This window comes from Cupriavidus sp. 8B (assembly GCF_054589115.1).
Map to the genome: position 1 here is coordinate 42,796 of NZ_BAAILO010000107.1, position 19,369 is coordinate 62,164.

At 62.0% G+C, this 19,369-nt stretch carries 16 protein-coding genes and 1 pseudogene; 7 read left to right on the plus strand and 10 right to left on the minus strand.

The genetic code is table 11. From position 1 onward, the window contains the following. Nucleotides 1–173: 173 nt before the first annotated feature. The 4 genes from ACYP5B_RS11980 (at nucleotide 174) to ACYP5B_RS11995 (ending at nucleotide 5,149) form a co-directional block, all read left to right on the plus strand. Nucleotides 174–1,310: a DSD1 family PLP-dependent enzyme gene (locus tag ACYP5B_RS11980; protein WP_459569781.1), complete on the plus strand. Its 1,137-nt coding sequence runs from the start codon at nucleotides 174–176 to the stop codon at nucleotides 1,308–1,310. 200 nt (nucleotides 1,311–1,510) lie between these two features. After that, complete coding sequence (locus ACYP5B_RS11985) at nucleotides 1,511–2,548, plus strand: Bug family tripartite tricarboxylate transporter substrate binding protein (RefSeq protein WP_459569755.1); 1,038 nt, start codon at nucleotides 1,511–1,513, stop codon at nucleotides 2,546–2,548. Beyond that, on the plus strand, nucleotides 2,503–4,119 hold the full coding sequence (locus ACYP5B_RS11990) for a M81 family metallopeptidase (RefSeq protein WP_459569756.1): 1,617 nt from the start codon (nucleotides 2,503–2,505) through the stop codon (nucleotides 4,117–4,119). The genes ACYP5B_RS11985 and ACYP5B_RS11990 overlap by 46 nt, the downstream gene beginning before the upstream one ends. A 196-nt stretch (nucleotides 4,120–4,315) precedes the next feature. Further along, nucleotides 4,316–5,149, plus strand: coding sequence for a MurR/RpiR family transcriptional regulator (locus ACYP5B_RS11995; RefSeq protein ID WP_400096232.1), 834 nt, complete (start codon nucleotides 4,316–4,318; stop codon nucleotides 5,147–5,149). On the opposite strand, the gene ACYP5B_RS12000 is transcribed toward ACYP5B_RS11995, so the two are convergent. From ACYP5B_RS12000 to ACYP5B_RS12045, 10 genes and pseudogenes are all read right to left on the minus strand, one after another. Next, the gene (locus tag ACYP5B_RS12000) at nucleotides 5,136–5,963 is read right to left on the minus strand and encodes an HAD-IIA family hydrolase (protein ID WP_459569757.1); all 828 of its coding nucleotides are present in this window, start codon (nucleotides 5,961–5,963) and stop codon (nucleotides 5,136–5,138) included. The two genes, ACYP5B_RS11995 and ACYP5B_RS12000, sit on opposite strands and share 14 nt — an antisense overlap. A 206-nt stretch (nucleotides 5,964–6,169) precedes the next feature. Further along, nucleotides 6,170–8,305, minus strand: coding sequence for a phosphocholine-specific phospholipase C (locus ACYP5B_RS12005; protein WP_459569758.1), 2,136 nt, complete (start codon nucleotides 8,303–8,305; stop codon nucleotides 6,170–6,172). A 43-nt stretch (nucleotides 8,306–8,348) separates the two neighbouring features. After that, the gene (locus tag ACYP5B_RS12010; protein ID WP_459569759.1) at nucleotides 8,349–8,513 is read right to left on the minus strand and encodes a hypothetical protein; all 165 of its coding nucleotides are present in this window, start codon (nucleotides 8,511–8,513) and stop codon (nucleotides 8,349–8,351) included. 175 nt (nucleotides 8,514–8,688) lie between these two features. Further along, nucleotides 8,689–9,693: a phosphonate ABC transporter, permease protein PhnE gene (gene phnE / locus ACYP5B_RS12015; RefSeq protein ID WP_459569760.1), complete on the minus strand. Its 1,005-nt coding sequence runs from the start codon at nucleotides 9,691–9,693 to the stop codon at nucleotides 8,689–8,691. Next, complete coding sequence (locus ACYP5B_RS12020) at nucleotides 9,693–10,508, minus strand: phosphonate ABC transporter ATP-binding protein (RefSeq protein WP_459569761.1); 816 nt, start codon at nucleotides 10,506–10,508, stop codon at nucleotides 9,693–9,695. Before ACYP5B_RS12020 ends, phnE begins: the two co-directional genes overlap by 1 nt. 23 nt (nucleotides 10,509–10,531) lie before the next feature. Further along, nucleotides 10,532–11,473 (minus strand): phosphate/phosphite/phosphonate ABC transporter substrate-binding protein, encoded by a 942-nt coding sequence (locus ACYP5B_RS12025; protein ID WP_400096207.1) that lies wholly within the window; start codon nucleotides 11,471–11,473, stop codon nucleotides 10,532–10,534. Between the two features lie 557 nt (nucleotides 11,474–12,030). Further along, nucleotides 12,031–12,804, minus strand: a complete 774-nt coding sequence (locus ACYP5B_RS12030; protein ID WP_400096206.1) for an arylamine N-acetyltransferase family protein — start codon at nucleotides 12,802–12,804, stop codon at nucleotides 12,031–12,033. 98 nt (nucleotides 12,805–12,902) lie between these two features. Next, a complete protein-coding gene (gene ltaE, locus ACYP5B_RS12035; RefSeq protein ID WP_400096205.1) occupies nucleotides 12,903–13,955 on the minus strand; it encodes a low-specificity L-threonine aldolase in 1,053 nt (350 codons plus the stop codon). A gap of 271 nt (nucleotides 13,956–14,226) precedes the next feature. Next, complete coding sequence (locus tag ACYP5B_RS12040; RefSeq protein ID WP_459569782.1) at nucleotides 14,227–14,613, minus strand: c-type cytochrome; 387 nt, start codon at nucleotides 14,611–14,613, stop codon at nucleotides 14,227–14,229. A gap of 18 nt (nucleotides 14,614–14,631) precedes the next feature. After that, nucleotides 14,632–14,901 (minus strand): annotated as a pseudogene (locus ACYP5B_RS12045) (c-type cytochrome); the annotation flags it as partial. A gap of 571 nt (nucleotides 14,902–15,472) precedes the next feature. Here ACYP5B_RS12045 and ACYP5B_RS12050 point away from each other — a divergent pair. The 3 genes from ACYP5B_RS12050 to oxlT all read left to right on the plus strand — a co-directional run bounded on the left by ACYP5B_RS12050 (nucleotide 15,473) and on the right by oxlT (nucleotide 19,367). Further along, nucleotides 15,473–16,204, plus strand: coding sequence for a GntR family transcriptional regulator (locus tag ACYP5B_RS12050; protein WP_400096204.1), 732 nt, complete (start codon nucleotides 15,473–15,475; stop codon nucleotides 16,202–16,204). Between the two features lie 238 nt (nucleotides 16,205–16,442). After that, nucleotides 16,443–18,008, plus strand: a complete 1,566-nt coding sequence (locus tag ACYP5B_RS12055; RefSeq protein ID WP_459569783.1) for a gamma-glutamyltransferase family protein — start codon at nucleotides 16,443–16,445, stop codon at nucleotides 18,006–18,008. Between the two features lie 81 nt (nucleotides 18,009–18,089). Further along, nucleotides 18,090–19,367, plus strand: coding sequence for an oxalate/formate MFS antiporter (gene oxlT, locus ACYP5B_RS12060; protein ID WP_459569762.1), 1,278 nt, complete (start codon nucleotides 18,090–18,092; stop codon nucleotides 19,365–19,367). Nucleotides 19,368–19,369: the final 2 nt, after the last annotated feature.

Consider the following 19,369-nt stretch of genomic DNA (forward strand, 5'->3'; position numbering starts at 1 on the left):
TGATTTCCAGGCATTTAACCACGGAGAGGACTTGGCTGACTACAGTGGCTACATACTCACCGGTCTCACCCTCATCGCGCGCCGACGCCGCGACGGAGGACTTGGGCTCGCTCTTTACAGGCGTGCATTTCCGTGACCCACCAGCCTGCAACCGATTTTCCTTTTCGTTCGACATGTACTTTTCCCTTCACACCGTTGACACGCCTGCAGCGATTATTGACTTGGAGCGCATGCAGCACAACATCGATCGGATGCAGCAGCGCATGGATATGCTGGGCGTGCGGTTCCGGCCGCATGTAAAAACCAGCAAATGCACGCCTGTCGTGCGCGCCCAGCTCGCGGCCGGCGCGCTTGGAATCACTGTCTCCACGCTCAAGGAAGCCGAGCACTTCCTTGCCGCGGGTGTCACGGACATTTTCTACGCGGTTGGCATGGCACCGCACCGGCTTCCCCAGGCACTGGCATTGCGCCGGCGCGGATGCAATCTGAAGATACTTACCGACGGCCTGGTATCGGCTCAGGCGATTGCTGACTTCGGCAAAGCGAACGGTGAGGCCTTCGATGTGTGGATCGAGATCGACACCGACGGCCACCGCTCGGGTATCCAGCCTGAAGACCCCGTGCTATTGGAGGTCGGCCACGCATTGCAGGACGGGGGCATGCGCCTCGGTGGCGTGTTGACCCACGCTGGCTCGAGCTACGAACTCGATACGCCTGAAGCGTTGACGGCCTTGGCCGAGCGCGAACGCGTCGGCTGCTTGCGCGCGGCGGAGCGTCTGCGCGCGGCGGGCCTTCCATGCCCGGGGGTTAGTGTCGGCTCGACCCCGACGGCACTTGCCGCCGCGCAACTCCAGGGGGTAACCGAGGTGCGGGCCGGCGTCTATGTTCTCTTTGACCTGGTGATGAACAACATCGGTGTCTGCACTACGGATGAGATAGCGCTTAGTGTACTGACGACGGTGATAGGCCATCAGAGTGACAAGGGTTGGATCATCGTGGACGCAGGGTGGATGGCCATGAGCCGCGATCGCGGAACCCAGAAGCAGAAGCAGGACTATGGATATGGGCAGGTCTGCACGATAGACGGCACGGTGTTGCCAGGCCACCTGCTGAGCGGCGCTAACCAGGAGCACGGCATCGTGTCGCGCGAAGGTGGGCCCGACGCGGACATCTCCCATCGCTTTCCGGTAGGTACGCGCCTGCGCATTCTTCCGAACCACGCCTGCGCAACAGGAGCGCAGTTCCCCGAGTACCGAGCGCTCGCTGAGGGCGGAACGCTCACGACCTGGGAGCGTTTCCATGGCTGGTGAATTGCGCGGCGACGTACGCGTCGTCACTCCGGCAGGCTTGGCCAGCGCGGCCAGCCGCTGTGGCCCCCGCATCGATCGACTGGTGCAGGCGCGTTCAATCGCGCAGGGAGGAGGCCAATCCTGACACACAAACGAGTAGATCATTGCCCGGACCGCCTGCTTGTCACGAGCAATGGCAGGGAAAGACTTTAGGAAGAATCATGAAATTCAAGCGCCTCACCCACCTTTCTCCCGTAGATCGCATCATGCGATTCACGACCGCCTTCGCTGCTTTCGCTGCTTTCGCCTTTGGTGCGGCCGGCAGTCTCACCTCGTCCGCCCAGGCGGCGGAGGACCCGTGGCCTCATAAGCCAGTCACCGTGATCGTTCCCTCTGCTGCCGGTGGATCGGGCGACGTACTAAGCCGCATTGTGCTGAGTCACCTCGCGAGAGCGACCAACGCCAACTTCGTTGTCGACAATCGCCCGGGCGCCGCAGGCAACATCGGCATGGCGATGCTCAAGCGCGCCGCGCCGGACGGGTACACGATTGGCTATGGCAACATCAACACCCTGGCCGTCAACCCCGGCCTGTTCAGAAAGCTTCCCTATGATGTGCAACGGGACTTTGTGCCCGTGGGCCGCATGTTCTCGATCTACAACCTGCTCGTGGTTCGTGGCGACTCCCCGATCAAGAACGTCGCCGAACTGATTGCGCTGGCCAAGAAGGAGCCCGGCAAGCTGTCATACGCCGCGGCGGGTACCGGCAGCAGTGGCCACATGGGCGGCGAGCTGTTCAAGAAGATGGCCGGTATCGACGTGTTGTTCATCCCGTACAACGGCGACCCGCCGTCCCTCACCGACCTCGCCGGCGGCCGGCTTGACTACACGTTTACCAATGCCTCGGTCGCATGGCCGCTCGTCAAAAGCGGCAAGCTGCGCGCGCTGGCGATCACCAGCCGCGAGCGTATTCCACTCTATCCCAATCTGCCGACCCTGGACGAGTCCGGACTGAAAGGCTACGAGAACGTCTCGTGGGGCGGTCTGGTATTTCCCAAGGGCACGCCACAGCCGATCGTCGACCGGGTTAGCGCCGCGCTGGAGAAAGTGCTGAAGACCGACGCCTTGCGCAAGGAGTTGACCGACGCCAACGCATCGGCAGGCACCGGCACCCGCGAAGATTTCGCGCGATTCGTCGCCAGCGAGCAGAAGAAATGGACCGGCGTCATCGAATCCGCGCATATCCCAAAAATGAACTGAACATCCCGACGACCATGTCTAGCCCCCGCATTGCAATCCTAGGCTTCGCTATCGAATCGAACCGCTTTGCCCCGGTTTCCACGCGGGACGACTTCGTGGACCGCGCTTACCTGGCCGGAGACGCGTTGCTGGCCGATGCCCGCAGTCCCGCACCTGCCATGACGCCAGAGATCCCAGCCTTCGTCCGGCGCATGGATGCCAACGGTGCATGGACCCCCGTGCCGATCCTGTTCGCCAACGCAGAATCGGGTGGCCCCGTCGATCACGCTTTCTTCGCCGAGACGCTAGCTATCTTCGAGCGGGGACTACGTGCCGCTTTGCCGTTGGACGCTGTCTACATCTGCGAACATGGCGCCGCCATTACCACGGAGGAGGATGACCCGGACGGCCTCGTCTTCGAAATGGCGCGGTCCATCGTTGGCCCCTTGGTGCCCATCGTAGCCACCGTCGATCTGCATGCGAATGTGTCCGACCGGATGGTCGACCAGGTTGACACGCTCATTTCCTATCGCCGTAATCCCCATACCGACATGGCAGAACGGGGGACGGAAGCGGCCGAAGTGCTGATGGAACTGCTGCGAGGCATGCGCGTGACCGTGGCCCACGTGCGCATGCCCGTTTGCGCACCACCGACGCAGCTGTTGACCGCGCCCGGTACTGGGCCGTACGCGGACATGATCCACGCGGCAGAAGCATTGGATGATCCAAGAATCATCAATATTTCGGCCCTGGGCGGATTCGTCTTTGGAGACACGCCAAAGAATGGCATGACGGTGATCGTTTCGACCCGTAACGATGCCGAGTTCGCGCGTCGAACTGCCCTGGACCTGGTCACGCCCGCATGGGAAGGACGGGCTGCCTTCACGCCCGAGTTGGTGCCGCTCGAACAAGCTGTGGCTTTGGCCCGGACGGCGGGCCGCTCGCCTTCACTGCACGCGGTACTCTTGGCCGATGTGGCCGACAACCCGGGTGGGGGAGGGCGCGGCAACACGCCATTCCTGCTGCAGGCGCTGTTGGAAGGGGACGTCAATAACGCGATCCTGGGCGTTGTCACGGATCCGTCACTGAGCGCAGAGGCGCATGCGCTTGGCGTCGGTGCTTCGTTCACCGCTCGCTTCAATCGCGCGGAAACCGCCACATACTCGGTGCCGTTCAGCGCGCCCGCTACAGTGCTGCGCTTGCATTCCGGAAAAGGCGTCGGACGGCGGGGGCAGTTGGCTGGCTGCAGCTTTAACCTGGGCCCCTCGGCCTTGCTGCAGGTTGGCGGCGTGCAGGTGGTGGTGATCAGCATCCGTCATCAATGCCACGAGCCCATGTTTTTCGAGATGTTCGGCATCGACATCGCGGCGGCGCGCACTGTGGTGGTGAAATCGCGCGGCCATTTCCGCGCGGCATTCGACGAGTTTTTCGAGCCAGAGCAGATACTCAGTGTGGACGCCCCCGGGCTGACATCGCCGGTATTGTCCCGTTTCGACTTTCAGCGTCTGCCCGGTCCCGTTGTTCCCATTGATGCCATGACGGAATGGACGCCGCGCGTCCGTCTGTTGTACAAGCCGGAAGACAGGCAATGAGGCTTGCAGGCTATGCCCGTCGCACGCGGGTAGGGCGTATGTGGATGATAGTCAACGCTTTCGACGCCAAGGTCCTCTACAATGGCGGCGATCTGTCCGCAATGGCGGACGCGCGAGCGACATCCACTCCATGCCAACGAAAAAGACACCTTCGAAGAAGGCCCCCGTGAAACCGCTGCAACCGGCGCTGACGGCCATTGTGGCGCGGATCGAAAGCATCCGCGACACGCTGGGCGCTACCGGCCAGCGCATTGCCGACTTTATCGCACAACATCCGGCGGAAGTGATGCATATGTCGGTCAGCGAAGTGGCTGAGCGCACGGGCGCCAGCGAGGGTAGCGTGGTCGGCCTGTGCAAGACGCTCGGTGCCACGGGCTTTCAGCAGTTGAAGATAGTGTTGGCGCAGGAGACTGTGCGGCCCGTGCAAATGATTCACGAAGACCTGGAACCGAACGACAACGCTGCCGCTGTCGTGCGCAAGATTTTCCAGAGCAATGTGCAGACCCTGCACGACACGCAGTCAACACTCGATGTAGGGGCGCTGGAGCGTGCGGTGCGCATCCTGAAGAAGGCCAAGCGCATCGAGATCTACGGCATCGGCAGTGCGGCAACGATCGCCGAAGACGCGCACTACCGCATGCTGCGAATCGGCCTCAACGTTAAGGCCGTTATCGATTCGCATATGCAGGTAATCAGCGCTGCGCTGACCGGGCCCGATGTCGCCGTACTGACCATCTCCCATTCCGGCAGCACGCATGAAACCGTGACTGCGACGCGACTGGCGAAGGAAGCCGGCGCGCATACCATTTGCATTACCAATTTCGGTAAATCGCCGATCCAGGCCTTCTCCGACGTGGTGCTGCTCACGATGGCACGCGAAACCCAGTTTCGCACCGAGGCGATGACCAGCCGCCTGGCGCAGCTGGCGATCATCGATGTATTGATCGCGTGCCTCGCCCTGAGCGACTACGATCGCGCGGTCAAGACGATCCGCCACACCTTCGACGTACTGTCGCTCAAACGCTACTGAGACCGGGTTGCAGGTGCGTACGCCCAGTGCCCCATGTCTCAAGCAACTGCGCGGGCGTTTCCGCTTCCGCCTCAGGCCCCGTTCCGAGGAGAAGATAGGACATACCCATCGCCACAGCGCCCGCAGCATCGGTTGCCGGATTGTCGCCGATCATGAGTGTCTGCGCCGGGGTCGCCCGCAACCGTCGCAAGCCCTCCCGAAACAGCACATCTGAAGGTTTGCCGATAATGCACACGGGACGCACGTCGGCGCAGGCTATTAACGCCGCCAACAGCGTACCGGTTTCCGGCACGCGCCAGCCGTTGCCGCCGGGATGGCTGAGATCGGGGTTCGTGACGATCAACCGTGCGCCGGTGCGCAGCACGTTCACCGCTAGCAGCAATTTGCGGTAGTTGAAGGCGCGGTCGAGCGCCAGCAGCACAACGTCCGGGTCCTGCTCCACCAGCCGGCAGCCCACCCGCTGGGCATAGCGTCGCAAAACCGGGCTGCCGAGCAAAAACACACGCGCGCTGGGGGAGGTTTGCCACAGGCAGTTCACAGTCATCTCGCCCGCCAGCACAAGCTGCGCGGGCGCAACGACAAGGCCCATTTTCCGTAGCTTGCGTGACATGCCGACCGCCGTGTCAGTGGAGTTGTTCGACACGATTGCGTAGCGCCCGTGCAGCGCCTCAAGCAGCGCAGCCGCGCCCGGCATCGCCGCGCCGTCGCGGATCAGCGTGCCGTCCAGATCGATAATGTAACGCCATGCCGGGTCGTGCCAAGGTGACCGCACCGCGGGCGCGAAGCCCGAAACGGGGGACGTACGATTGCCCAAGGACGAAAGTCCGTTATCTGTCATTGCTACATGCATTGGAATTGAAGAAACTGCGCCCTTCACGTTTGGCCGCGTCTTTAGTCCTGCATGGCGGCCAATTGGATGCCATGCAAGACAAAAAGCAGTTGTGTCAGGTCACCGCCGATACGGAACGCTGCATCCCGGGAAGAAGCTTCCTTGACCCATATGGGTCCTCACAATCAGACCTATAGGTGAAGTGCCATGGCGGGATCGCTGACGCTGGGCTTGCCGGTTTCGACGCGGCCCGAGAATCGGCGCTCGAAGTTGGCGGCCGTGACGGTAAAGTCGTACCAGCGGCCGCTTTGGCCCAGGTCCCAGTTCAGCACACCAGTCGCGCCTGCTGCCACATCCAGAGTCCACGGGCCGTCGGTGCGGTAGGCGTTGGACTGGACCGTCGCCGTGCCGCCCTTGGCGCCGGTGTTGTGCACCTTCACATAGACCTGGCCATTGACCGGCTCGTAGCAGACCTGGACTTCGGGCTGGAAGTCGGCCGCGCTACTGGCGAGTGCATCGCCCTTGAAGGTGCGCACGAATCCGTTGGTGCCATATACCCACAGTTCATACTTTCCGCTGTCGGTCGCGCTGGTGTTCCAATCGTCGGTCAGCATCTTGCCGGCTTCCACGGTGTAGCGGCGAGGAATTCGGTCGAGGTGCAGCTTGTCGTAGACGTGGAACACCGCGCCCTGAGTGCCGGTGTTACTGAACGTCAGCGACACCAAGCCGTTTGGTTGGATGCGTGCGCTGGTGTGCAACTCGTAGGGCAGCGCGCGCGAAAAGCGGGTGCCTTGTTCCTGGAACAGCGGCTGTGGCGTGGCCGGTGCGTTCGGAGTGGGCAGCGAGCTCTGCGCGGCTAGGACTGCGGCGTAATTACTCGTGTCGGGCAATGCCGGCCACTTCGGATCGTTGGGCGACACGAAGTCAAAACAGGAGGTCAGGTCGCCGCATACTGCGCGGTGCCACGGGCTGATGGCGTCGACGGTGACGCCGAAACGCTTCTCGAGAAACATGCCCACGGAGGTGTGGTCGAAAACCTGCGAGTTGACCCAGCCACCCTTGCTCCATGGTGAGATCACATACATTGGTACGCGTGCGCCCAGGCCAAACGGGCGCACGGTACCGCTGATGGTGTCACTGGCGAGGAGTTTGGCGCGTGTCGGATCGGAGAAGTACTCGCCGTCGAGCGGCAACGTTGCCTTGCCGGCAAGCGTGCCATCAGCGTTGTACGAGGGTGGTGCCGGCGCCGGCAGGTGGTCGAATAGGCCATCGTTCTCGTCATAGGTGAGGAAGAACACGGTTTTGGCCCAGACCTCGGGGTTGGCAGTCACGGCTTCAAGCACCTGCGCCGTATAGTTAGCGCCGATCGCCGGGTCGCTGGCGCCGGAGTGCTCGGAGTTCGCGGCCGAGCACAGTATCCACGAGACCGCGGGCAGCGTGTCATTGACCACGTCATTGCGCAAGTCGGCTATCGAATAGTCCGTCATGCCCTTCACATACAATGCCGAGCCGGGCTGCGCATTGCGGAAGCTCTGGAATGCCAGGCCGCCGTGCATGGCGCCGGTCCAGTTGTCGTTGGTATTCTGGTAGATCTTCCAGCTCACGCCAGCGTTCTGGAGCACGTCCGGCAGCGTTAGCCAAGTGAGTGCGTTGTCCGCATAGGTGTAGCCCGGGTTCGGCATGGTACCGGTGATCCAGCAGCGGTCGTTGTCGGGCTCCGAGGTCCGGTCGTTGCTGTTGATGCCCTGCTTGGCGAGCACAGGGTCGAAGCTGGAGCCTGAGAAGAAGACCACGCGGTTGGGGTCGGTGCCGCTGGTGACGGAGCAGTGGTAGCCATCGCAAATTGTAAAGGCGTCGGCCAGCGCGTACTGGAAGGGGATGTCTTCACGGCGAAGGTAACCCATCGTGTACTGGGTCTTGAAGCGCGGCCAGAACCCCATCTTGCCCTGGTCCCAGGCGGCCTGCGAGTCCCTGAAGCTGTGCGGCGTGCTCGGTGATTGCAGCGCCTTGGTCGTGGTCCTGTCCATGTGGTAGGGCGGAATCTCTTTCGTACCGTCCGACTGGAACCAAACGTCCTTACCGCTCTGGAGCGGTATCGGGAAGCGGTCGCCATAGCCACGTACGCCACGCAGGGCGCCGAAGTAGTGGTCGAAGCCGCGATTCTCCAGCATCAGAATCACGATATGCTTGACATCCTGGATGGTGCCGGTGTCAACCGCGGCGTTGACGGCGAGTGCCTTCCGGATTGAGGCAGGAAGCATGGACAGGGCCGAGACCGCGCCAACGGCGCTGGCGGATCTGCGTAGGAAATCGCGTCGGTTAGTCATGATTGGTGTCAATGGATGGATGGTGGGTGGAAGACGTCTCTTGTCAGGGCGCGCAATGGAGTGTTGGTGCCGCTTGCGGGCCAGGGCTGGCGGGGGGCTGGTTGGTCGGTGGTGCGGAGGAGTCGCCGCCGCCGCCGCAGGCGGTCAGAATCAGGCACAAGAGTGCGGCCGCGACAGCCAGGCCGTTACGGGACGAACTTGTTTTCATGGAGTTTTCCTTGAATGTAACCATGGGGAAGCAAAGCCGGCAGGCTTGGATGTGGCATGGCGCACCGGCTCAGGGAAGAGAAAGCAACAGGGGAAGGCGCGTCGTGCTCGAGCGCATAGAGCCCACGATAGAATTGAGCGCCCCTCACATCGCACAATCCCGGCAATAGTTAGTGTCAGGCCAGCTTGCGGCGCATCCGCGCGGCAAGTTGATCCAGCAAGAACACGGTTATGAAAATTGCCACGAGGATCGTGCCCACATGGGCGTACTGGTACATGTCGTAGCGCCCTTTCAATTCCTGGCCGATGCCCCCCGCGCCCACCAGGCCGACAACCGTGGCCATGCGCACGTTGCGATCCAGGATGTATAGGGTGTACGCGATGAATTGGGGCATGACCTGAGGACCCACTCCATACGCCAGCACTTTTAGCTTGCCGGCCCCGATCGCGCGCAACGCCTCCTGTGGTTTGGGATCGGCAGTCTCAATGTCCTCCGCGTAGAACTTACCCAGAAAGCCCATTGAATGGATCGCCAACGCGAGCACACCCGCGATGGGCCCAAAGCCGTAGGCCAGTACCAGGAATAGCGCACTGATCAACTCCGGCATGGAGCGAAACAAGCTGACGAGGCTGCGTGCGGTCACGTAGAACGCGCGATTTGGCGTGTAGTTTCGGGCGCTAAAGTAAGCCAGCGGCAGGCTCGCGCCTATCGCAAGCAAGGTGGCCCAGATCGCGATCTCGAAGGTCTCGATCATCTTCACCACCACCTGCCACAAGTAACCCACGGGCTCGACCAGATACTCACGCGGCGCTACGATCGTTTCCATGCGCAAGGTATCGGGATTCAGCTTTGATTCACTAACCCCAACGGTTTCCAGGTGAGCCAGCCAGGGCAATTGCGTCGGATCGAAATTTTCGATGCGAGCTACCTCAACCCGCTCGGATATCTGGATGGGAAACAGGCTGTGCGCCAGATGCCCGAGACCCGTGGTCACCTGCGACTGCGGCTTTATGCCCACCGAAGCCAGCAAGCCATCTGCGGTTAGCGCCACCATCTTGCCCATTTCCACGCGTTGCCCCACGTATAGGCAGAGAATCAGCGTCACAAGCAAGGCAAGCACGGTTTTGGCGCCGTAGGGATGGCCAAGGTTCCAGCGTGCGTCGGATGCGGGGTTTTGCATCACACCTCCTGCATTTGCAAATTGGCCACCGACGCGGCGGGCGAGGCCGCAACCGGTGCACGAGCGTCCTGGCCGGCGGGCGCGATGCCCGCCTCGTACAAGGAATGCGCGATCGTGTCGTCAAACGCCGTGGCGGGGCCGTCAAACATCACCTCGCCGCCACGCAACGCCACGATGCGGTCGGCGTACTCGCGTGCCAGGTCGACCTGGTGCAGGCTGCAAAGCACCGTCGTCCCGCGCTCACGGGCTTGCGTGCGCAGCAAGGAAAGTATCTCCCGGCTGATGCGCGGGTCCAGGCTAGCCACAGGCTCATCGGCAAGCAATAGCGGCGGATTGAGCATGAACGCTCGCGCAATACCGACCCGTTGCTGCTGTCCGCCCGACAGATCGCTCACCCGCCGATGCAGATGCTCCGGTGCGAGCCCAACCTGCTCGATGAGTTCGCAGGCCCGGGCACGCACATCGGCAGGAAAGCGCGCCAGCAAGGCGCGCCACGCCGGCAGGACCGGCAGCGCGCCACAAAGCACATTCATCGCCACCGTAGCTCGCGCGACCAAATTGAATTGCTGGTGCACCATGCCTATGCGAGGGCGCACAGCGTGCAGCGTCCTGGCGTCCAGTTGGACGCCGTCGACACGCACCGTGCCCTGCGTTGGCACGACCAGGCCATTGGCCATGCGCAGCAAGGTTGACTTACCCGCGCCCGAGGATCCCAGCAGCACGCAAAACTGTCCCCGCTGCACCAGCATCGACACGGACTTGAGCGCCGCGGTGCCGTCGGCATAGCGCATGCCAACTGATTCATAACCAAGCATTCCCATCTCCGTCTGAGCGCAGTTCAACGCTGCGAGGCCTTGTTCAGTATCTCGGCCTTGATCTCGTCGGAAAGCAGGGTCATCTTGGATGCGGGGCCGGCGAACTGCGCTTCGGAGAACTGAGTGTCGTAGCGCTGGATCTTGGCACCGCCGTATCCTCGGATCATCTCTGGCGTCACGCCAGGCGCTTTGTGCACGTTGGCGAACGCCTTTTTCAATTCGGCCTTGAGCGCCTCGGGGAGCTTGGTGTTCATGGCCAGCGGCGGATACGGAATCGGTTCGCTCTTGAAAATCACCTTGACGGTGGACGGATCCACCGCACCTTGGCGTACCGCCTTGTCGAAGGAATCGAACGACAGGGCTGCGGCATCAACCTGCCCTTGCACCAGCGCTGCCAAACTGCTGGCGTGGCTGCCAGTCAGGCGCAACTCGGCCAGGTCGCGCGCCGGATTCATGCCATCGCTCAGCATGGATGCCATCTGGAATGTGAAACTGGATGCCGAGTTCACGTCACCGAATGCCGCGCGCTTCCCCTTGAGATCCCGCAGGCTGTTAATCGGTGCGTTCGACTTGGCAAACATGCCCGCGTAGTAGATGGATTGCCCATTCTCGACCCCCACGGCTAACAGCTGCGCGCAGCCGCGCTGGTGCGCCTGCACATAAGAAACCGGGCCGAAGAACGCGATCTCCGCTAGCTGGTTGCACATCCCTTCCACGACTGCGCCATACGATTGACCGACTTTCAGATCGAAATTCAGGCCCGTGCTGCGGGTAATGGCATTGAAGACCGGTGCATAGTCAGCCTTGGTTCCCGATTCGGTGCCGCCATCGGCGGGGATCAACAGCACGCGCAGTGGGTGTGCCTTGGACCCATCGGCAGCCGATTGAGCATGGACCTGGATGCTTGCGGCCATCACTACGGTGGCGAAAAGCGCAGCAACCGCGCGCGGGAGAATCGTCTTCATTGCAAATCCTTGTGTGCCGATGGCGTTTGTGCGCTGTTGCCCAGGAGCGGGGTAAGCGCTTGAGACGCAAGGTTAGACAAGGAACGTGACAGTCAGATGAACAATGCTCAATAATATTAAGCTATTGATTGAGCGAAGTTCAGTTTTGGGGCGGCGATCGGGATAGGGCGATCGGGATAGGCGTAGGATTTGCTAACCGCTGCGGATCTTGCACTCGATACGGAACACAAGGCGCAACTCGGCTATACAACGCCGAGTGTCGGTGGGGCGACGCGGCGCATTGAGGCTGGCCCGGTGCCCATATGCGGGGGCGGGCGCTTGCCGATCTCGGAGCGAGGGCTCGCGCCACCGGCCGAAGGTACTGTCCGCCAAGCCATGCTGCAAGAGAAGGGAGCCAGGATGTTCAGCGCGCCGGGGTGGTATTGCTTCGTGGGTGTGCCACCTCCCAAAGAGGTTGGGCATTGTCCAGCGCCAGTGGAAGGGCGTTGCGAAAGTGGGGGGGGAGATCGGTTTGAGACATGATTGTCAGGGAATGAAGCCGCCGAAGCGCCTTGCGGTCAGCATTCCGGCACGGTGAGACCAAACTCGAAGGACAACAGACGCTGAACGTCTTCGGAACCGATGAGTGTTTGCTCGGTGTGACCATTCGTAATGATCTTCAGTGTATTGCCGAACAGCAGCTTGCGGCCAGCCTCATTGTGTTGGATCACCAGCAGCTTCTGTACAAAGATCGCGTCCGGGTGCGTCGAATTCAGGTAATTTGCGGGCACAAAATCGATCCACTCCTGTGCAGACAGGTCGAACGCATATTGATTTTCCCATCGTCCGTCAACCAGCGCCTTCAGCAGATACGCTTGTTCACTTGATCTGGTCAGCATGAAGGTGTCGAAATCCTGTTTGACCTCAGCGTCGAGTACATCCAGACGTATCGGAGCCCTGATCCCATAACTGCCGAAGCCCAGATCACACAACCATTGCGCGTCGTTCACGGTAAGCACGAGTGCCATATGGGTCTTGGGTCTCCTGACCGGGTAAAACATCGGCCTGGCCGCAACGAACTGATATGGAACGCCAAGCGCTTGTAGGGCCATGGCGAAGATTCCGTTCACCTCGTAGCAGTACCCGCCTCTCTTGCGATGGAGGATCTTCTCAACGATTTCTTCGGGAACCAGGGAAACGCCTTTCCTTGCCTGTACATCCAGATTTTCGAACGGAACAGTGAATAGCTGGCGCCTCATCATCCCGGTGATTGTTGCAATGTCCACCGCTGCAGGTACTTCGAAACCTATCCGGTCAAAGTAGTGGCGCAACGTAAAATTCTCAGCCTTCATGGTTCGATTGCCTTGGTTTAGCGTGATTGCTTGAAGCGTCTCTCTTCAGTGATCGCAGCAGCGATGGAAATGGTCGGCTCGCGCGAGATGGCCTGCCCTCACCTGGCCATGGTGCCGGCCGTTTTGGCTGCGAAAAAGTCGCTGGCGGCAGCGAGCGCAGTTCCCACCGCTTCCTTGCCGACGTCGAGGTGCGTGACCCAGCGCTGCTGGGTTGCGCCGTACGCGGACGTGACGCCGATGCCCTGTCTGGCGAGGTGCTCCGCGAAGGCCGACGCGAACTCCTTGGCGACATTCACGAAAACGATGTTCGTGTCCGGCATGGAAACGGTCAGGCCCGGCAGCGCCGAGAGGCCTTGCGCGAGGGTGTGTGCGTTGGCATGGTCCTCCGCGAGTCGCTGCACATTGTGTTCCAGCGCGTATAGCCCGGCCGCAGCGAGAATCCCCGACTGCCGTAGTCCTCCGCCGAGCATCTTGCGCAGGCGTCGTCCTTTGGCAATGATGGGCGCGGAACCGACTAACAGCGAGCCGACCGGCGCCCCGAGGCCCTTGGACAAGCACACTGAGACGGTGTCGAACGGTCGCGCCAGCGTGTCGGCGCAGACACCCAGTGCCACGGCCGCATTGAACACGCGGGCGCCGTCCAGATGGCAGGCAAGCCCTTGCCGGCGTGCCACCGCCGTCGCCGCGTCGACGTAGGACTGCGCAAGGACCTTCCCGCCGATCGTGTTCTCGAGTGCGAGCAGACGCGTGCGTGCAAAGTGCGGATCGTCTGGCTTGATCGCCTTCTCGATATCCGCCAGCAGTAGCGTTCCGTCGGCCTGGTTGGTCAGCGGTTGGGGCTGGATGCTGCCCAGCACCGCCGCGCCTCCCGCCTCCCAACGGTAGCAGTGCGCCGCTTGGCCGACGATGTACTCGTCGCCGCGCTCGCAGTGCGCCATGAGCGCGATGAGGTTCGACTGGGTGCCCGACGGCACGAACAGTGCAGCCTCCTTCCCGAGCATGTCAGCCATCCGGGCTTCCAGTCTCTTTACAGTCGGGTCGTCGCCGAAGACGTCGTCGCCCACCTCCGCGGCAGCCATTGTGGCGCGCATGGCCGGCCCTGGCCGGGTGACGGTATCGCTACGAAAGTCGTGTCGAACTGCGGTATTCATGGCATTTCCCTTAAAGAGCGCCCATGGTGACATTGCGGTTTCAGTCAGGCTATATACAACGGCGACGAATCTGTTGCGTAACAGATTTGCGCGTTGGGATGACGAACATGCAGGCAACCGAACCTGGGGTGCCGCCATACCGGCTGCTAGCGAGGTGGGATCGCGTCGGTGCCAACGTCGGGGGAAAGGGTCACCCGGACCTGCTGAGATATAGTCGCCTGAAGCAGGGGGTGCCGCGGGGGCATTGCGCGGCTTGGCGTGATGCTGGCTATTACGGATCGATCACCGAGAGGTAAGCCGCAGCCTCTTCAATCTGCCTCTCGTTCAGCGTTGCCGCCACGGCCGTCATTGTTCCGGGTGATGGTGTTCCCGCCTTCGCGCGGGCCTGGAACTCGTGAAGCCGGTTGATGAGAAATGCCACCGGTTCGCCGGCAATGCTCGGATAGCGCGCGCCATTGCCTTTTCCATCGGCCGCATGGCAACTGAAGCAAGCCGGAACGTCCGGAGCGGCGCCCAGTTCGGCCAGTTCCTTGCCGGCCATCACCAGGGCGGGCGGGGGCGGGTGTTCGCCCTGGACGCGCGGAGGATGTTGGGTTGAAAAGAACACCGCAAGGCTGCTTATTTCGCTATCGGAAAGGTCATGTGCAACGCTTTGCATGACAACACTCGCACGTGTTCCTGCCTTGAACATGGACAGTGCATGAGCAAGATAGTCCGGATTCTTTCCCGCGAGCCTTGGCGCGCCAGTTGCCGTGCCGGCCCCCGATACACCATGGCACGAGACACAGCTGCCAAGGGAAGGCGCTAGCGCGCTGAGATCGGGATCCCGCGCAGCGGCTGCAGTTTGCGCGTGACAGATGCCGGAAACAGCGATAAGCGCTACCAGACCAGACCGCAAACGGTAGCCCCGCAGGGTGGGAAGGCAGGGGGCAGTCATATGCGTCATCCCGATATGGTGATGGTAGGCGTCGTCCGAACAATGATTGGCATCACTATGCAGCGGCGATACTGACCAATGAGTGACGGGTGAATTACGAGATTGTCATTTTCGTCGCATGATTTGTGCTCCCGGCTCGGGGGCGCCAGATCACTGCGGCTCCCGACGGGCGTGAAGTGCAGCCATTTGCATACGCGTTTGATACCCGTCATTGCCGATGAGGTTGCGTTGGGGCGGCACCCCGGGGTGGGTGGCTCGCTATCGCGAAGGACGCTCAGATCGGTCCACGACCGGCCAGGCAGGGTGGGCCGGTCAATCCGACCCGTTTTAGGGCATTCCGGAGGTCCTCACAAGAATGCTATTCTGTGCCGTTGCGCCGCGGTATCGCCGCGCACTTCGCCGGCCCCCTGGGGTGCGTTGCCTATTTCGCTATCAATCTGATGCAACACTTGACTTACCTGCCAAGCAAGTTTTCGTTCCAACCGCCGATCCACGCTTTCAATGCGTTACGCGCGCCGCTTGGGAGCGCCAAGAACCAACGCATGGACTTGGAAGCGTCGCCAGTGGGGTCGGGTCCGCAATGATCGGCGAAGTGTCGCGCTCTCAACTTGCGTATCACAGCCTGCGGGATGACATCTTTGCGTTTCGCTTATTACCTGGTGACCGCTTTACGGAAAACGATGTTGCGGAGCGTTTCGGCATTTCCCGCACGCCCGTGCGCGAGGCGCTGCTTCGGCTCCAGACCGAGGGGCTGGTGCGCGGCTATTATCGCAATGGATGGGAAGTGGTGCCAATCGACTTGGCTCGCTTCGAGGCACTCTATGAGCTGCGCACCCTACTGGAAACGCATGCCGCCGCCCGCCTGTGTGAGCAGCCTGCTTCGCCGCGCGTTGACCGTACGTGCCTGGCGGTGCTGGACGCGATTTGGCGAGTTCCCCCCGCGCAACGCCTGAGCGACGGTAACCAGGTCGCCGACCTGGATGAGGCCTTTCATCGGGCAATCGTATGCGCAGCAGGTAACCCGGAGGCAGCCGCGGTTCATCAACAAGTGACTGACCGCATCCGAATCATCCGCCGACTCGACTTTGCCTACGGCGACCGCGTCGATCTGACTTATGAGGAACACGCACGCATCCTGGTTGCGCTGGCTGCTTTCGATACCGCGCAAGCGGTCGAACTTTTGACCGGCCATATCGAAGAAGGGCGCGTCGAAGTCAGTCGGCTCAGCACCGAGCGATTGGAGCAGGCCCGCACCAGCCTGGGGCGTCCACCGACTACTGATGCACCGCAGCGACGCAGGCGTTTCGGTTGATACCCGATACGGTGCAGCCCTGCGCCGTAGGCTTTCACCTTGAGTCCCCCTCATTAGCCAGAGAAGTTTCCCGCCGCTGCCATCCCCTGCTTGGCTGGGACGGCGCTGAATGTCGCCGGCGCAGTGCGGTCCGTTCGTGGGCATGTAAGTTGCTTCATCCACCGTAAATTTATGTATACATAATTTACGGTGGCTTAGCGTGACATTTCATCGGAACCCGATTCGTGGCAGTCGCGGCATGGCCGTGGCGCCGCATTCCTTAGCCTCTCAGAGTGCATTAGCTGTCTTGCGAGAGGGCGGTAACGCGGTTGAAGCGATGATCGCTGCAGCAGCAACCATCGCAGTGGCCTACCCGCACATGAACAGTATCGGGGGCGACAGCTTCTGGCTGATCGCTAGGCCGAACGAGGCGCCCAGAGGCTTGGAGGCATGCGGTGCGGCGGCAGGCGCTGCCAGCATCGAGCGCTATCGCCAAGCGGGCCTGACCTCGATTCCTTTTCGGGGCGGCCTGGCGGCTAACACCGTGGCCGGCACGGTATCCGGCTGGAGTGCCGCACGCACCTGGTCGCGCGAGGTGCTCGGAGGGCGGATGCCACTCTCGCGGTTGCTTGCAGACGCCATCGGCTATGCCAGCGACGGGGTGCCGGTCACGCATAGCCAGGCCACCTGCGTTGCCGCCAAGGCCGGTGAACTATCTGGAATTACCGGATTTTCCGAAACATTCCTCGCGGACGGCGTGCCGTTGCCAGGAGCGCGCTTTTGCCAGCCGCGCTTGGCGGCTACATTTCGGCAACTGGCGGAGGCAGGCCTCGACGATTTCTACCAGGGCGACCTTGCCCGGAGCATTGCGCGCGATCTGGCGGCAGTTGGCAGTCCGCTGAGCCTGAAGGATCTTTCAGACCATCGCGCGGTATGGAAGGAGCCGCTCGCTCTGGCGCACTCTCGCGGCATGGTCTATAACATGCCGCCGCCTACCCAGGGCCTGGTCTCACTGCAGATCCTGGGCCAGCTGGACCGCCTGCTGGGCAGTGGAATGGACGAGACCGGCGCGCCGTTCGTCCACGCCTGTGTGGAGGCAACCAAGCAAGCCTTCCTTGCGCGCGACCGCCATATCACAGACCCCGCGTTCATGGACGTGGATCCGCGGGACCTCCTGACACCGGCTTGGCTCGATGCCGCGGCCGCGCGTATCCGGCCCGACCAAGCGCTGCCCTGGGGGCAGGGCCTAGGGCCAGCCGATACGGTCTGGATGGGCGTGATCGATGGAGACGGCGTCGCAGTTAGCTTCATCCAGAGCATCTATCACGAGTTCGGCAGCGGGATCGTGCTGCCTGCCTCCGGCATCAACTGGCAGAACCGCGGCTGCAGCTTCTCGCTGGACCCGGCCGCGCGCAACCCGTTGACGCCGGGGCGTAAGCCGTTCCATACACTGAACCCGGCGCTTGCCCGCCTCACCGACGGGCGCACCCTCGTCTACGGAAACATGGGCGGCGACGGTCAGCCGCAATCGCAAAGCGCGGTCTTCTCGCGCATCGTGCATTTCGGCATGAATCCGCAGGCAGCCATCGACGCACCTCGCTGGCTGCTGGGCCGCACCTGGGGCCAGACGACAGACACCCTCAAGCTCGAAGCGCGGTTTCCCCAAGCCACTTGCAACGCCCTGCGTGCGCTTGGCCATGAGGTCGAGCTATTGAAGCCTTACGACGAGACCATGGGGCATGCCGGCGCTATCGTGCTGCAAGCGAACGGGCTCTACGAGGGCGGCTTCGATCCCCGCAGCGATGGCGCCGTTGCTGCCTGGTAATGCGCGCCCGGATGGTGCATGGGCCCGCGGCCTCGCGGGGCAGTCTTAGTCGCTTGTTTCTTTGTTCCCAGGAGTAGATTGATGAATACCGTTGCAGAGAGTGCAGCCACCGGCGCCACAGTGGCCTTGCCGGCGGCGCGCGTGCGCTGGATTCAGCTGGCACTTGGCATGCTGTGCATGATGGCGATTTCCAGCCCGCAGTATGTCTGGACACTGTTTACGAAGCCGCTGGCAGCCAAGCTGGGGGTTCCGCTGTCGGAGTTGCAGATCACGTTCTCGCTGCTGATCGTGCTGCAGACATTCTTCTCACCGTTCCAGGGGGCACTGATCGAACGCTTCGGGCCGCGCAGGCTGATTGCGCTCGGCACGGTGCTATCCGGTCTGAGTTGGGTCCTGGCAGCGCAGGTGCACAGTGTCGGTTTGCTGTATCTCAGCTATGGCGTGGTAGGCGGGCTGGGCACGGGCATTGTCTACGTCGGTGTGGTGGGTCAAATGGTGCGCTGGTTCCCCGATCGGCGCGGGCTTGCCGTAGGCATGGTCGCAGCGGGATACGGCATGGGCGCCATCGCCACGACCTTCCCGATCGCCTCGGCGTTAGCCGAGAAGGGGGTCGAAGCGACCTTGTGGCAGTTTGGCCTGCTGTTCGCCTTCATCGGGTTCATCGCCTCGCAGGGCTTGCGTTCACCGCGTGGCATGGCGCTATCGGAGCACGCCCCCGCCCGTGAGATTGCCGGGCCGGCCGCCCGCGATGTACCGACCCGTCAGATGCTGCGCACGCCGTTGTTCTGGCTCCTCTTCGGCATGATGACGATGATGTCCACGTCGGGGCTGATGGTGACATCGCAGATGGCCACGTTCGCCAAGGACTTCGGTGTGGCGGGCGTAACCGTGCTCGGCATGGCCGCGCTACCGCTGGCACTCACGATCGATCGGTTCACTAACGGTTTGACACGCCCACTGTTTGGCTGGGTGTCCGACCGGTGGGGCCGCGAAAACACGATGTGCTTCGCCTTCGCGCTGGAAGGAGTGGCGATGGCGCTGTGGCTCCTGACCCGCGAGAACGCCGTGCTGTTCGTGCTGTTGTCCGGCGTCGTGTTTCTCGGCTGGGGAGAGATCTTCTCGCTCTTTCCGTCCACGTTGACCGATACGTTCGGCACGCGCTATGCAACCACCAATTACGGCTGGCTCTACATCTCCCAGGGCATTGGTTCAATCCTGGGCGGACCGCTCGCTGCCCTGATGCACGAAAGACTCGGTAGCTGGATGCCGGTATTTGGTGTCGCCATTGCCCTCGACATTTCGACAGCATTGCTGGCTATTGCTGTGCTCAAGCCGGCACGCCGACGCTACCTCGGATAAGG